Annotated in this window: 11 protein-coding genes and 2 pseudogenes; 5 read left to right on the top strand and 8 right to left on the bottom strand. The window is 64.1% G+C overall.

The window, feature by feature from the left end; genetic code table 11:
• Positions 1-98 (top strand): annotated as a pseudogene (locus AB0H76_RS35495) (transcription termination/antitermination NusG family protein); the annotation flags it as partial.
• 177 nt (positions 99-275) lie between these two features.
• Here AB0H76_RS35495 and AB0H76_RS35490 read toward each other — a convergent pair.
• The 5 genes and pseudogenes from AB0H76_RS35490 to AB0H76_RS35470 all read right to left on the bottom strand — a co-directional run bounded on the left by AB0H76_RS35490 (position 276) and on the right by AB0H76_RS35470 (position 3,511).
• Entirely contained in the window at positions 276-713 is a 438-nt protein-coding gene (locus AB0H76_RS35490; protein WP_357331456.1) for a hypothetical protein, read from the bottom strand.
• 75 nt (positions 714-788) lie between these two features.
• Positions 789-1,145 (bottom strand): DoxX family protein, encoded by a 357-nt coding sequence (locus AB0H76_RS35485; RefSeq protein ID WP_357331455.1) that lies wholly within the window; start codon positions 1,143-1,145, stop codon positions 789-791.
• Positions 1,142-1,588 carry a TetR/AcrR family transcriptional regulator gene (locus AB0H76_RS35480; RefSeq protein ID WP_357331478.1) on the bottom strand — a complete coding sequence of 149 codons (447 nt, stop codon included), beginning with the start codon at positions 1,586-1,588 and terminating at the stop codon, positions 1,142-1,144. The genes AB0H76_RS35485 and AB0H76_RS35480 overlap by 4 nt, the downstream gene beginning before the upstream one ends.
• Before the next feature lie 12 nt (positions 1,589-1,600).
• Positions 1,601-1,744 (bottom strand): annotated as a pseudogene (locus tag AB0H76_RS35475) (TetR family transcriptional regulator); the annotation flags it as partial.
• Between the two features lie 393 nt (positions 1,745-2,137).
• Entirely contained in the window at positions 2,138-3,511 is a 1,374-nt protein-coding gene (locus tag AB0H76_RS35470) for a pentapeptide repeat-containing protein (protein WP_357331454.1), read from the bottom strand.
• 281 nt (positions 3,512-3,792) lie between these two features.
• Here AB0H76_RS35470 and AB0H76_RS35465 point away from each other — a divergent pair, with 281 nt between their 5' ends.
• From AB0H76_RS35465 to AB0H76_RS35455, 3 genes are read left to right on the top strand one after another with little or no spacing between them, the layout of a single operon-like run.
• Positions 3,793-4,437, top strand: a complete 645-nt coding sequence (locus tag AB0H76_RS35465) for a response regulator transcription factor (protein ID WP_357331453.1) — start codon at positions 3,793-3,795, stop codon at positions 4,435-4,437.
• Between the two features lie 14 nt (positions 4,438-4,451).
• On the top strand, positions 4,452-5,624 hold the full coding sequence (locus AB0H76_RS35460) for an ATP-binding protein (RefSeq protein ID WP_357331452.1): 1,173 nt from the start codon (positions 4,452-4,454) through the stop codon (positions 5,622-5,624).
• 40 nt (positions 5,625-5,664) lie between these two features.
• On the top strand, positions 5,665-6,669 hold the full coding sequence (locus AB0H76_RS35455; protein WP_357331451.1) for a hypothetical protein: 1,005 nt from the start codon (positions 5,665-5,667) through the stop codon (positions 6,667-6,669).
• A 202-nt stretch (positions 6,670-6,871) separates the two neighbouring features.
• Here AB0H76_RS35455 and AB0H76_RS35450 read toward each other — a convergent pair whose 3' ends face one another.
• The 3 genes from AB0H76_RS35450 to AB0H76_RS35440 are packed head-to-tail and all read right to left on the bottom strand — an operon-like array spanning position 6,872 to position 11,360.
• Positions 6,872-9,250: a PEP/pyruvate-binding domain-containing protein gene (locus AB0H76_RS35450; protein WP_357331450.1), complete on the bottom strand. Its 2,379-nt coding sequence runs from the start codon at positions 9,248-9,250 to the stop codon at positions 6,872-6,874.
• Positions 9,241-10,233: a TIGR03617 family F420-dependent LLM class oxidoreductase gene (locus AB0H76_RS35445; RefSeq protein ID WP_357331449.1), complete on the bottom strand. Its 993-nt coding sequence runs from the start codon at positions 10,231-10,233 to the stop codon at positions 9,241-9,243. Before AB0H76_RS35445 ends, AB0H76_RS35450 begins: the two co-directional genes overlap by 10 nt.
• Before the next feature lie 11 nt (positions 10,234-10,244).
• The gene (locus AB0H76_RS35440; protein ID WP_357331448.1) at positions 10,245-11,360 is read right to left on the bottom strand and encodes a hypothetical protein; all 1,116 of its coding nucleotides are present in this window, start codon (positions 11,358-11,360) and stop codon (positions 10,245-10,247) included.
• 49 nt (positions 11,361-11,409) lie between these two features.
• Between AB0H76_RS35440 and AB0H76_RS35435 the strand changes: the two genes are divergently transcribed.
• A complete protein-coding gene (locus tag AB0H76_RS35435) occupies positions 11,410-12,024 on the top strand; it encodes a TetR-like C-terminal domain-containing protein (protein ID WP_357331447.1) in 615 nt (204 codons plus the stop codon).
• Positions 12,025-12,100: the final 76 nt, after the last annotated feature.

Genomic DNA, 12,100 nt, shown 5'->3' with positions numbered 1-12,100 from the left:
GCGCTCCGGGTGACTGGTACGTCATCCACTCCTACGCCGGTTACGAGAACAAGGTGAAGGCCAACCTCGAGACCCGCGTGCAGAACCTGGAGTCGGGCGGAAGGCCTTCCAGGGACCAGTTCTCGAAGCGGCGATCCGAAGCGACCCGTGAGCGGCATCATCGTGCAGTGTGCGGGGCCTGAGACCTGCTGGCTGTTGATGGGTGAACAGAGTCGGAGGCTAGGTTTCACGCAAGGATGCGGAAAGCCCTGCGAGCAGGGCCGGTTCAGTCACTGTTATCTGTAGTCACTGCCCTGTCGGCCTGCGTCATAGCCCGCTCTACCCAAATCGGCACCACGACTGGCGATAGCTGGGATTGCCCGATTCTCCGGAGCGGAGTTGGCGGTGCCGACCAGCGCACCAGTTGCCACCAAGGCGTAGGCGTGAGCGAGTTCTACCAGCGCTCTGGATGCCTGCACCGTTTCATTGCCCGCGATACGGTCGGCCTCCTGGCCGATAGCCACCAGCAGCTTCTCGCGAGTGACTCCAGCGGTGGGGTCGGATGCCATCTGGGCAACTGAGGCTGGAATCTGTTGGACTCCGCCGTTGTCGATGTTGGTTCCTTCAGCCGGAATCTCTCCCAGATCGGTGGCCTCAGGTGTGGCTTGCTGGTCGGACATGGCGTTGCCTCCTCCGGCGATCGCGCGCTCCGCGCCAATACTGGCGTTGTTCACTGTTCTAACCCGCACTCGCGGAGGGTTGACCCGCAGGGCGGACCAAGACCCGGGGGTTCGAACTGCGTTTGCCGCTTACGCCAGGTACGGCAGCGCCGCCGCCACCGACAGGGCGAGCATCCCGAGGCAGTTGATCCAGAACTCGTATCCCAGGAACCGGGCCCGATAGTGGGCGTACGCGGCGGAAAGGAAGTAGGCGATCACGCCGACAGCGGTGGCGAATCCGACGCCGGGATACTTCAGTCCGACAAGGAGACCGGCTGTGGCCGCCAGCTTGATGGCGATCAGCGTCCACCACCAGTCGCGCGGAAACCCGACGCCGTCCAAGCATTGCCGAATGAACTTCGGCGGGCGCACGGACATGAGCGCGTCGGCGAAAAGCGAGAGCGCGAGTAGTACTGGTAGCCACCATGGTTCGGGAGCGTGGATCATTGGATTCCGTTCGGGTGCGTGATGACGAAGTCGATGGTCTGTCGTAGTTGTTCGGCCGCGTCGGGCATCGCGATGGCACCGCTGGACGCGGTCATCAGCAAGCCGAGGTAGGCAAGGTAGATGGTCCGCGCGCCGCGACCGACCTCGCTGGGAGCGAGCGCTGATCGGGCGAGCACGGTTTCGAGTTCGGCCAGTAGGGCCAGCGCGAGGTCTCGAAAGATCGCCGACTCATGGTTTCCGCGGACGATGATCGCGGTGTACTCGCGTGAGAGCTCGGGGTCGACCGCGAAATATCCGACGAAGGGCGCGAAGAGCTCGAGCACGTCCTGGGTGGTCGCGGTCGTCGTTGCGGGTGCGAGTTCGGTTTGCCTGGTGTTGTGCACCGCGGTGATCCAAGTGTCGAAGATGGACACGAGCAGCGTGTCTTTTCCGCCGACTGCCATGACGGTTCCCGTACTCACGTTCGCTTCGGCGGCGATCTGCCGAATCGTGGTCGCTTTGAAGCCTTGGGTTCGGAAGAGCTGTTCGGCTGCCGCCAAGACCTTCTGTCGCGTCGCTGCTTGTTGCTCCGATCGCGACTGAACATGTTCACTGAACATGTTCAGTACGCTACACATCGTCGATCTGACCCGCAAGCTTCGAATCATCAGTAGGTCGAGGGGCGACGAGGTGGGCACCGACGGACGCACGCGCCCGGCGGTCCCGGCGCGTACTGCCACCTTCGAGCGATCGGCTGTTCCGAAGACGTGCGGCCGACCAGATTTCCGTCGGTGCCCGCGCCTGGGGACCAGGTGAGCGATTTGACGAGGATGTTGTAGTCCCCCGCGACGGCGTGAGATGTCCATCTTCGGTTTCGATAGAGCCGTTGTGCGGCTTGGTTTTCCCGGTGCCCCCAGCGTCAGGACGATCAGCCCTCAGCTTCTGGCCGTGTCCCGGAATCAGTGCTTGCTGATAGATCTTGGTCCGACTGTTCTACTAAGTCCTGGACTCTGTCATGCCGTCGAATTTCCAGTCGCGCCGCTCGGCCGCGAAGTCGGCGGCCATTGGCCCGGTTCAGCATTCGGCGGTCTGGATGCGCCCGTGAACGCAGGCTGCTCGGCGAAATACACGCCTTCGAAGGAGACATTCCCGTGGAATTCCGTATAGCTGAACGATGCGGCGCCAAAGAACTCCGTCCCGCCGAACCATGTGCCGCCGTGAAAGCTCGCCTCCTCGAACGTGGCGGCGACCTCGAACTTCACGGGATTGAACCAGGCGGACGCGGACTCGTCGAAGAGCGCGCCGGCGAAGCTGGTAGGCCCTTCGAAGATCGCGCACTTGAACCGTGCGTCGGCATCGAATACCGTGCGGCCGAATTCGACTTCGGCACCGAATCTCACGTCTCTGGCGTCGATCTCGCCATGAAAGTGTGCGTCGTCGAAACGCACACTGCCGTTGAAGGCTGTTACACCGGCCGATTCTACATCGGTGCGAAATTCCGCGGTGTTGAGGAAAGATGTCCTCGCGAAATTGGTCGCGCCGTTGAAAGTCGCCGCTGTAAACCGAACCTTGTCGAGGAAGGTCGCCTCGCCGAAGTCGACGTCGTGGTCGAAAGTGGCTCCGCGAAAGTCCGTACTTCCCCCGAACCGCGCTCTGCCGAAGCGGGTGGTGCCCGCGAAGACTACCCCGGACAAATCCGCATCTTCCAGATAGGCTGTGCGGAAGTCGAAATTGCTCGTGGACCAGCTGTTTTCGGTGATTATTCTCAGGTGGTCGGCGATCACCCGGACGATGGTCGCGCGGACTTCGTAGTCGTTCTGTCGGTATTCGAAGTGGTCTTCGTCCTCACCTTGGTCACCGACCACACGCTTGCATGTTCGTTTCGTCTGATGGTTACCGCCGAGGTCGGGAATGTACGGCAGCCGGAGATATCCGCACAGCACGTCGATGCACTGTTGGCGACGTTGTCCATCGGATTCGTCTGCCACACCCGCCATCGCGTAGACCCCCGCGATGCGCACAGCGACGTCGGTAGCGCCGAGTTGCGCTGCCGACGCACCGAATCGCTCGACAAATCGACTTTGCTCGAGATCACGTTGACGACGATAAGCGATGACGAGGGCAACAACACCGCCAACACCTGCGACCACGGTCAGAGCGATTCGGGTGAGATCAATTTGAGCGGCTGGCTTGCTCGTGTCTACTGGGGTGAACAATCGCAGAAACCAGTATGCGATGCACGCGACGATTAGCCCACCGGTGAGAGCGGAGATGACCGCGCCGGGCAGGCCGACGCGCTCAACATGGTATCCAACTCGCTTGCCGTCCAGTCGGTTTCGAGGTCGCTCCGCAGTCTTTCCGTGTGCCGGCGGTCGCTGCGAGCTCATTGTATCAACGTTTGCTTTAGAGAACTGGCGACCTTCAAGCGGCCGAAAGTACCAAAATTTGGTCTGTGCGGTGCGGGCATCGGGATCTTACTGTCGAGTTTGGTACGTCGCGATAGCGATGATCATGACAAGCGTCTCTCAGGGGGTCTATCGTAACGTGTCGCGGGATCCCAGAAGACGATAGAACACCGCCAGTTCGGTGCCGCGCAGCGGTCTAATAAACAGACCGGTCGCCCGAAACGATCGGGATGTCATTAAGAGGTACAGTGCCTGATTCGAAAATGCCCGTGCAGCGGCGCATCGGTCTGGTCGAGGATCACCTCGACATGGCGCACTCCGCCCTCCTGGGCTTCTTCGCGCCACATCCCGATCTGTGCCTGGTGGCGGCAGGGCGCACCGTAACCGAACTGCTAGCCATCACCGATCGACTGGATCTGGTGATCTTGGATTTACAAGGGCTACCCGACGGTTCATCACCGAGACAGAACGTGCGCACGCTCGAAGCAGCCGGAATCGCCAATATCCTGGTCTACACCTCGCGTGACCGACGATACCTGGTCCAGGAAGCCGCCAAGGCGGGGGTACTGGGCGTGATCGCCAAAACCGCTCCGTCCGATGTTCTAGTCGAGGCCGTTCGTCTTGCCGCGGCCGGCCAACCCGCACCTTCTGTGGACTGGGCCGCCGCACTCGATGCCGACGGCGAACTCATACCGCATCTAACCGAACGGGAGCGCGAGGTGCTCGCTCTCTATGCGTCGGGCGACACCGCCAGGGATATCGCGGCGGAACTCCATCTGTCGCCGGAGACCATTCGAAAACATGTCATGAAAATTAAGCAGAAATACGCTGAAAGCGGCATCGATGTGCGAACCAAGAGAGAGCTGCGTGACCGCGCGCGGTGTGACGGATATATTCACAAAGAATGACTGTGAGCAAGTAGATGAGATTCAGAAATCCATTCATCCTGTCGCTGGAAGGCGATCGTGACCGCTTGGTTCGCCTCTTCGCTCTCTTCATCTCTTTCGGATACATCGTCTTCTTTTTCCTGCTGTACCCACGCATCGAATCCGAATCCAGTGTCCTAGCGGACTGGTGGATGCCGTGGGGATTGGTCACGCTCTATCTCCCGCCGCTGATCATGGGCGTCGCCGCATTCGTAGCGGAATTATCAATCCTGGAGTGGATCGCCGGTCTGGTGGCGATCGGCTATTTTTTCGCGGCATTCACCTGGCCACTGGCCTGGAACGGTGAGGCACTTCAGACATGGCCGATGGTCTCCGGCATCCCCGGTTTGGCCGCGATGGCCGCCGCCCTGGTCTGGCGCCCATCGTGGGTCGCCCTGTATACCGTCGCCGTGGTAGCCGAGGTCCAGGTGCTCGGTCAAACACGTTCACAGGATGTCATCGAACCCCTCTGGATGAGCCTGCTCTTCGCTCTCAGCTTCTGCCTCGTCTACGCCGCAGCGGCGTTGCGGGCCGTGCACACCGGGTACCTGCTCGACGCCGCCAGGGAGGAGGCGGCGAGGCTGAGCGCGGAGGCGGAGGTTGTCCTGGAATACAACGCAGAGCGCGAGCACTTCGCCGATATCGTGCATGACAATGTAATGCACTGCCTGCAGATCGGAGCTTCGGGACGGTCGAGTCGCGCCGACGTTGCAGAAGCCATACGGGCACTGGAGCTTATCGGCACCGAAGCCGGTTCCGAGCCATCGCTGCTCGGCGCCGAGGCCATCGGCCGTTTGCGGAGGAAGTTGCAAGCGGTCGACGCGAGAATGCCGCTCATTGTCGATTCGGCACTCGGCCCGGCAGACGGTGAGTTCGATGCCGCGGTTGTGCATGTCGCGGCTCTCGTGCTGGGCGAAGCGGTGCGCAACAGTATTCGGCACGCGGGCCCAGATGCCGATCGCACCGCAACGGTTCGTATCGAACCACATCGGCTGAGCGTGCGGGTCGATGACAACGGCTGCGGATTCGACCCGTCCACCGACAGCCGGCGTTGGGGCCTGTACCGGCTTCGACAACAGGTCGAACGGATCGCGAACGCAGAATTGCGGATCAAATCGTCGAAAGGTCATGGAACTACGATCGAAATGCGCTGGTCGGCAAGTGAATAGGACGGTGGACGAGCCTTCGGACGTCCGCTCACTGCTAGGGATGAACACCCCGGTCGCCGCCGCACTGCTCGTCTTCTATAGCGCCGGTCTAGCAGCGCCCGCGCTGGTGTACGTCCGAACGACACATTCCCACGCGTGGCAGGCCACCGCAACGGTGCTGGTGTTCTGGGGGTGCGGGGTCGCCCTCCTGGTTGTGCGACGGGACCCGCTTCCGATCACGGCCACCGCGGTGCTCACGTTGGCCGCGCCTGCCCTGACCGCACTCGTCACCTTGACGCCGCCGTTGACCCCGTTCGAGCATTCGATCTGGCCGTCCAACGTCTACATGGTGTTCTTGACGTTCCTGTGTGTCCGCGGACGAACCTGGTACGCGCTGCTGTCGATGACACTGACAGTTCTCGTACTATGCCAGTGGGCGAAGCTGACAGGTCAGGGTGCGCTGACTGGCGTCGCCCTTTCCCTCACCAATCTCGGACCGTTGGCCATGTCAACGATGTTTGCCTACACCATCAGACCGAACGCGGCGAAAATCTTTGCGGCACAGTTAAAGCAAGAGGAGGCCGCCCGGAAAATCGCTGACGCGGCCACGAACCGCCGAGCCCTCGATAAGCGCCTACAGGACTTGGCGCAAGTCGCACGGCCACTCATCGAGCGAGTCGGCGAAGACAGCGAGATCAGCCCAGAATTCGGCAGAGCGTGCGCCGCACTCGAATCCCAGATCTCGGCAACGCTGCGCGGAAGCGGCCTCGTCAACTCATTGGTCAACCCGTCTGCCGACGCGGCGCGAAATCGTGGTGTGGAGGTGACACTGTTCGATGACGGTGACCTCGAGCAGCTCGACGAAAAAGTTCGACACCGGCTGCTGCGCGGTATTGCCGACGAGTTGGATCGGACGCAACGAGGCAGCCGGATTGTCATCCGCATCGTTCCTTCCGGCCGCCCACAGCTCGCGACCGTTCGCGCGCAGGACGACCAGGTGGTGCGACGGGTCAGTTTCGACGAATCCGGAAACCCGGGGCGATCGAGTGTTCGGAGCATCGCCTAGCAAGGGTCGGACACACATCCGTTTGCCTGCGGCCGGATGGAGGGCTTACAGGCTTGGGCCGCGCCCAATAGCTGAGTATGACCAGCAACTTCCCACGCCACGGAGCGTGGGCGTACTGGTCGTGTCCCCCTTCGGACACAAGAAGGCTGAAACCGATTACAAGCCAATCGGTTTCAGCCTTTCGACTGCCGCACCTCTGACATCAAGGCGGCCCGAGCCGAGTGACGACACCTCGCTCCCCATCCACCCGAACCCGGTCCCCCGTACGCAACACCTTGGTAGCCACCAAGGTGTTGACCACGCACGGCAGGCCGTATTCACGCGCCACCACAGCACCGTGCGATACCGAGCTGCCGATGTCGGTGACCAGTGCGGCGATGACGGTGAAGTACGGCGTCCACCCCACGTCGGTAACCGGCGCGACCAGAATCTCGCCGCGCTGCACTTCCCGCGCGTCGACGATCGACTTCGCGACGCGCACAACGCCTTCGACGCTGCCTCGGCCAGCGGGTCGGCCCACGATCTGGTTGTCTGTGATCGCGTGCGGCGGCGGTGCGATGAGCGGGGTCGGCCGGCCCACCGACACGTCGTCGAACTCGAGGGAGTCCTGGTACGCCAGCGCACGTCGGCGGAGGAGCGCGCCTTCTACGAGGTCGGCGATGTCGCCTGCACCGACGATGCGGTGCAATTCGGCGCGGTCGAAGAAGAAGACCAGGTCGGCGTCGGGTAGTCGCCCCGACTCGGCCAGTACCGCGCCCAGGTGGCGGTAGCCCAGTTTCAGTGCGTGCGCCATCAGCGCCATTTTCGATTTCGTCGTCTCGCGACCGCGGGCGCCGCCCCGGGCCAGCCGGGCGAGCATCCTGATGGGCGCTGATCCGGGCGTTCTTTCGTGCGCGGGCAGCGGTGGGCGGTGGGCCGGATCCAGGGCGGAGCGGACCATGACCTGCATCATCGATCCCAGCCCGCCGGGATCCTCGGCCCAGGAGGGATCCCGCATGCACAGCTCGCGGTATCCGCGGTGACCGTGCCGAGCCGAGAACTGCCGCAACGCTTCGCCACCGGGGCTGCTCGCCGCCGCCAGCCTGATCACCGCTTCGCCCGGCTCCGCCGCGAGGAACCTCTCGGCTGCCGGGCGATCGGTGGCGAGGGTTCGCACCACGGCGTCGAGCTCCTCCAGCATGAGGGCGCTCTCGACATCGGACGCGCCGGCCATCAGCCGAGCCGCCTCGGCACGACCCTCGTCGGCGCCGCGTCCGTTCTCGACCGCCTGTTTGATCAGCACGCTCTCGAGGATGTTGGCCGCGACCGCCGCGCGGGACGAGGACCGCACGTGGGTCAGCGTGACGTGGCAGTACTCCTCGACACCGAATTCCAACTGGCGCAGTATTTCTCGCGGGTGGTCGCCGGTGGGAATCCGGAATCCGGCGATCCGGTGTTCCAAGCGGCGGATCGCCGGCCCGGCGGACAACGCGTAGGTGGTGAGCCGGATCGTGTTGACGAGTCTGCGGGCGAACGGTTTCGGTGGTTCGGCCTTCAGTTCGTCGACCACCCGGCCGCAGATCGACGTGGAGAACTGCTCCAGCGAGTTGCCCAGTAAGCCCGAACTGAGCGCCGTGCCCTCGGTGAGATTCAGGAACATGTGCCCGTAGAAGTAGCCGACTTGCCGCCACGGCCGCTCGTAACTGGGCTGGGCTCGCGCGACCACCTGCGTCATCTGCATCGCGTAGTCGATGGCGTAGCCGGACACCGAGGCGGTCAGCGGGCAGAACGCCCCCGGCATCATCTCGCCGATGTTGCAGCGGGTGTACACGTGGTCGGTGCCCGCGAGCGGTGAATCCATCGCGTCGAGGTCACCGGGCAGGGTGGTGATCGGTCGGGCCTGCAACCACCACAGGGTGCCGGAACGGTCGATCGCCCACTCGAGGTCCATCGGCCTCCCCCAATGCCGCGCGACGCGCAACGCATCGGACCGAATCGCCGAGATCTCCTCCGGCGACAAGACGGGAGCCGCGCCGACATCGCGCACGGCGGTGTTTCCGAGCGAATCGAGGACGATATGGTCGGGCGAAGCTGTGCCGTCGACAAGTGCTTCGCCGAGTCCGGCGATGGCGTCGATCACCGTGAGGTCGCGCCGACCGGTGGTCGGATCCGCGGTGAACACCACGCCGGCGGCACGCGCGTCCACCATCTGCTGCACCACCAGATGCATGGTGGCGGTGCCGTTTTCGCTATAGGAAGCGACTCGACGGGAATGTACGGATGCCGCGCACTTGCGCACGGCCGCGGCGAAGCCATCGGCGGAGTCGACACCGAGCACCGTGTCGTACTGGCCGGCGAACGACTGGTCGTCCCCGTCCTCCCCCACCGCGGAGGATCGCACCGCCACGGGCGTCGCCCCGGTGGCGGCCAGCTCCGAGAACCGCTGCGCCACAGCCTCGATATCGTCCTGCGCGGAGGCGTCGGCGATGACGAATCCGACCGGTACGGCGAGCCCGAGACGGCGCAGTTCGGCGAGTCCGGCCGCTTTGCCGCCGTAGCGGTCGTCGACGACCTGGTCGAATTCGATCGTTGTCAGCGACATGTCGATCCTTTCAGCGCGTCCACGATCTCGGCGAGCGCGTCGACCGCGATCGGCCCCGGTTGATAGAGGCAGATCCGGTCCGACACACCGTCGACCCGATCGCGAATATGCGCGGCCACCTCGGCCGGAGTGCCGCACGCGGCGATCGTGTGGAGCATGTCGTCGTCGATCAGGGCGGCCATCTCTCGCCACCGCCCCTGCTTGGACATCGCGTTGAGTTCCGGCTGCAGATCGCCCCAGCCGTGGGCGTCGAGCACCGGCCGGTAGGCCGGGGTGGAACCGTAGAACGCCAACAGCATTCGAGTCGAGGTGTGGTCGTCGCCGACGGAGACGATGATTTCCGGAACGACCTCGAAGTCGGCTTCGGAGCGTCCCGCGGCGGACAGCCCGGCCCGCACGGCCGGCAACGTCGTCTCGTGCAGGAACCGTTTCGTCCCGAACGGCATCACCAGCAGACCGTCGGCCACCTCGGCGGTAGCCCTGGTCAGCCGTGGCCCGAGCGCACCCAGATAGATCGGTGGCGGTCCATACGGATTCGGCCCGGGGACGAAGGTCGGCGTCATCAAGGTATGCCGGTAGTACTCACCGCGAAAGTCCAGGCGCGCACCGTCATTCCAGGTGGCGAAGATCGCGCGCAGCGCCCCCACCAATTCCTTCATCCGCGCGACCGGGCGGTCGAACTCGGCCCCGTAGCGCTTCTCGATTTGCGCACGCACCTGCGTGCCCAGACCCAGAATGAACCGCCCCTCGGTGAGCAGTTGCAGATCGTTGGCCTGGTGTGCGAGCTGAATCGGGTTGCGGGGCAACGCGATCGCGACATTGGACATCACGTCGAGCCCCTTGACCGCCGATGCCAGCACCAGCGGCGTGAACACGTCGAACGGTCCTTCGAAGGTGAATACACCGGAGGCGCCGGCCTCCCGGAGCACGGTCGCGCGTTCGACTGCATCCGTGGGCCCGTAGAGCGCTGTCATGATCTTCATTGGCACCGCGCCTATTTCGCTACGTCGGTCCAGTCGGAGAATCCCGACGGGTAGTACGGTCCGATTACGCCGTGCTCGAACAGGCCCGCGCCCTCGCGCCTGAGCCCGTCGGCTTCCGTGCACACCGCCCGGGCCACGTGGTCGATGAGACTGAACGGCGCTCTGGCCAGCACTTCTGGATCCGTCAGGTCGAAGCTGACGCGTTCGGCGAACGGTCCGTCCTTCCAGGTGCCGTGTGCCCACGAGGAATCACCGCCGTAACCCGAGCCGAATGCGATGGGCGCGAACAACTTCGATTCGACATCGAGTTCGATCCGATCACCCGCCCGGTTCATGAACTCCACGTGCGCGCCCGTGGGGATGCGCGTTCCCGGCTGGTAGTGAATGGTCGCGCGCACGCCGTCGAGCTGCTCGACGCGGCCGTCGCGCCAACGGCGGGTGCAGTCGTAGAGGCTGCGGTGACCGTCGGGATCCTCTTGCAGGATCAAGAACAACTGGTAGTCCTCGAACGCGAGCGGCAAATAGAGCCACCACATTCCGCGGAACGCGGTGTCCGGGCGACCAGCGGGCTCTGGCTCACCGATCGGGCGGATGCCCCAGGAACGATCGCGGCTCGCCACGCTGGTGTCATGGTCGACGGTCAACCGTTCGCCGTCGACCTCGATCCAGCCCGCCCAGGTACCGACCTGCGCGAAGCGGCACGCCTGCAACGTCACTCGCCGGTCGGTCAGCATCTCGTGCGGCCGCTCCAACGCGGCGGGAAACAGCCCGCGCCAGGTCAGGTCCGCGGCGACGCCTTCGGTCTCGGCCAACGTCAGGTGTAGCTCCTGCAATGGTTCGACGACGTCGATCCGGTAGCCGTTGACATGCGGGTGCAGGCGGTCGTCGTCGATGGCGTCGCTGAGCCGCACCGCGGTCTGGGTGTCGCCGCGACGGACCACGAAGTAGGCGTCCTTGACGCCCAGGCGCGGGTAATAGCCGATCCCGGTCAACGCCATGAAGCGTCCGTCCCGGTCGAGCACGTTGAAGTAGGACCGATCGTAGAAGTTCCGATCGGAGGCCGCCGGCCAGGTGAGGGGCGCCGGCGCCTGATGCAGCGGGTATTCGTCGAGTGGGCTCAGACTCACGGTTCTCTCTCAAATATGATGCAGGCCGTATTAGAACTATGCTGTGTTCATGACAGCAGAAGGCGACAGCGAAGGCAAGAGGCCCACACCCCCCGCCCCTGGGCGGCCGCGCGACAGCCGGATCGATGCCGCGATCATCGCGGCCACCAGAGAGCTGATTCTCCAAACGGGTTACCCCGCACTGTCTTTGTCGGCGATCGCCGCGCGGGCCGGAACGACCACGGCCGCCATCTATCGACGCTGGTCCAATAAAGCACAGCTCGTCCACGAGGCCGTGCTGTCCGCCGAAGCCGTTCCCCCGCCGGAGGATTCGGACGGCGATATCCGCGCCGACATCCGGGCCCTGGTCGAGACAGTCCGCACGATGTTCGACAGCCCCGAAGTGCGCGTGGCGCTACCGGGACTGATCGCGGACACCATCGCCGCCCCCGAAGTGCACAAAATGATGATCGACCGGCTGGCCGGCGACCTCGCCGCCTTCGAATCCCGCTTCGGTCACGAACGCCGCGCCGACGATCAGTTGCCGATGCTCGCCGAAGTCGTCGCGGGTACCGCGATCTTCCGTATTCTCGTCCGCCACGACGCCGCCCTCGACGACACCTGGGTGGACCAGATGACCGAACTGATCACCGACCGCTGGCCTCCTGCCGACAACCGTCGCTAGCGACCTCGCGCCCGCTGGTCAGCCGTGCAGCGGGTGCGCCTGGAAGTCCCAGATGAGCCGGTTCAGCTAGGGCCGT

The organism is Nocardia sp. NPDC050712, from assembly GCF_040654295.1.
Lineage (GTDB): Bacteria > Actinomycetota > Actinomycetes > Mycobacteriales > Mycobacteriaceae > Nocardia.
The sequence above is the reverse complement of the archived record's forward strand: the minus strand, read 5'-3'. Positions and strand labels throughout refer to the sequence as shown.

Coding starts and splice junctions, on each gene's coding strand:
- AB0H76_RS35485 (WP_357331455.1), bottom strand. CDS start 1,145: ATGATCCACGCTCCCGAACCATGGTGGCTACCAGTACTACTCGCGCTC.
- AB0H76_RS35480 (WP_357331478.1), bottom strand. CDS start 1,588: ATGGCAGTCGGCGGAAAAGACACGCTGCTCGTGTCCATCTTCGACACT.
- AB0H76_RS35470 (WP_357331454.1), bottom strand. CDS start 3,511: ATGAGCTCGCAGCGACCGCCGGCACACGGAAAGACTGCGGAGCGACCT.
- AB0H76_RS35465 (WP_357331453.1), top strand. CDS start 3,793: ATGCCCGTGCAGCGGCGCATCGGTCTGGTCGAGGATCACCTCGACATG.
- AB0H76_RS35460 (WP_357331452.1), top strand. CDS start 4,452: ATGAGATTCAGAAATCCATTCATCCTGTCGCTGGAAGGCGATCGTGAC.
- AB0H76_RS35455 (WP_357331451.1), top strand. CDS start 5,665: ATGAACACCCCGGTCGCCGCCGCACTGCTCGTCTTCTATAGCGCCGGT.
- AB0H76_RS35450 (WP_357331450.1), bottom strand. CDS start 9,250: ATGTCGCTGACAACGATCGAATTCGACCAGGTCGTCGACGACCGCTAC.
- AB0H76_RS35445 (WP_357331449.1), bottom strand. CDS start 10,233: ATGAAGATCATGACAGCGCTCTACGGGCCCACGGATGCAGTCGAACGC.
- AB0H76_RS35435 (WP_357331447.1), top strand. CDS start 11,410: ATGACAGCAGAAGGCGACAGCGAAGGCAAGAGGCCCACACCCCCCGCC.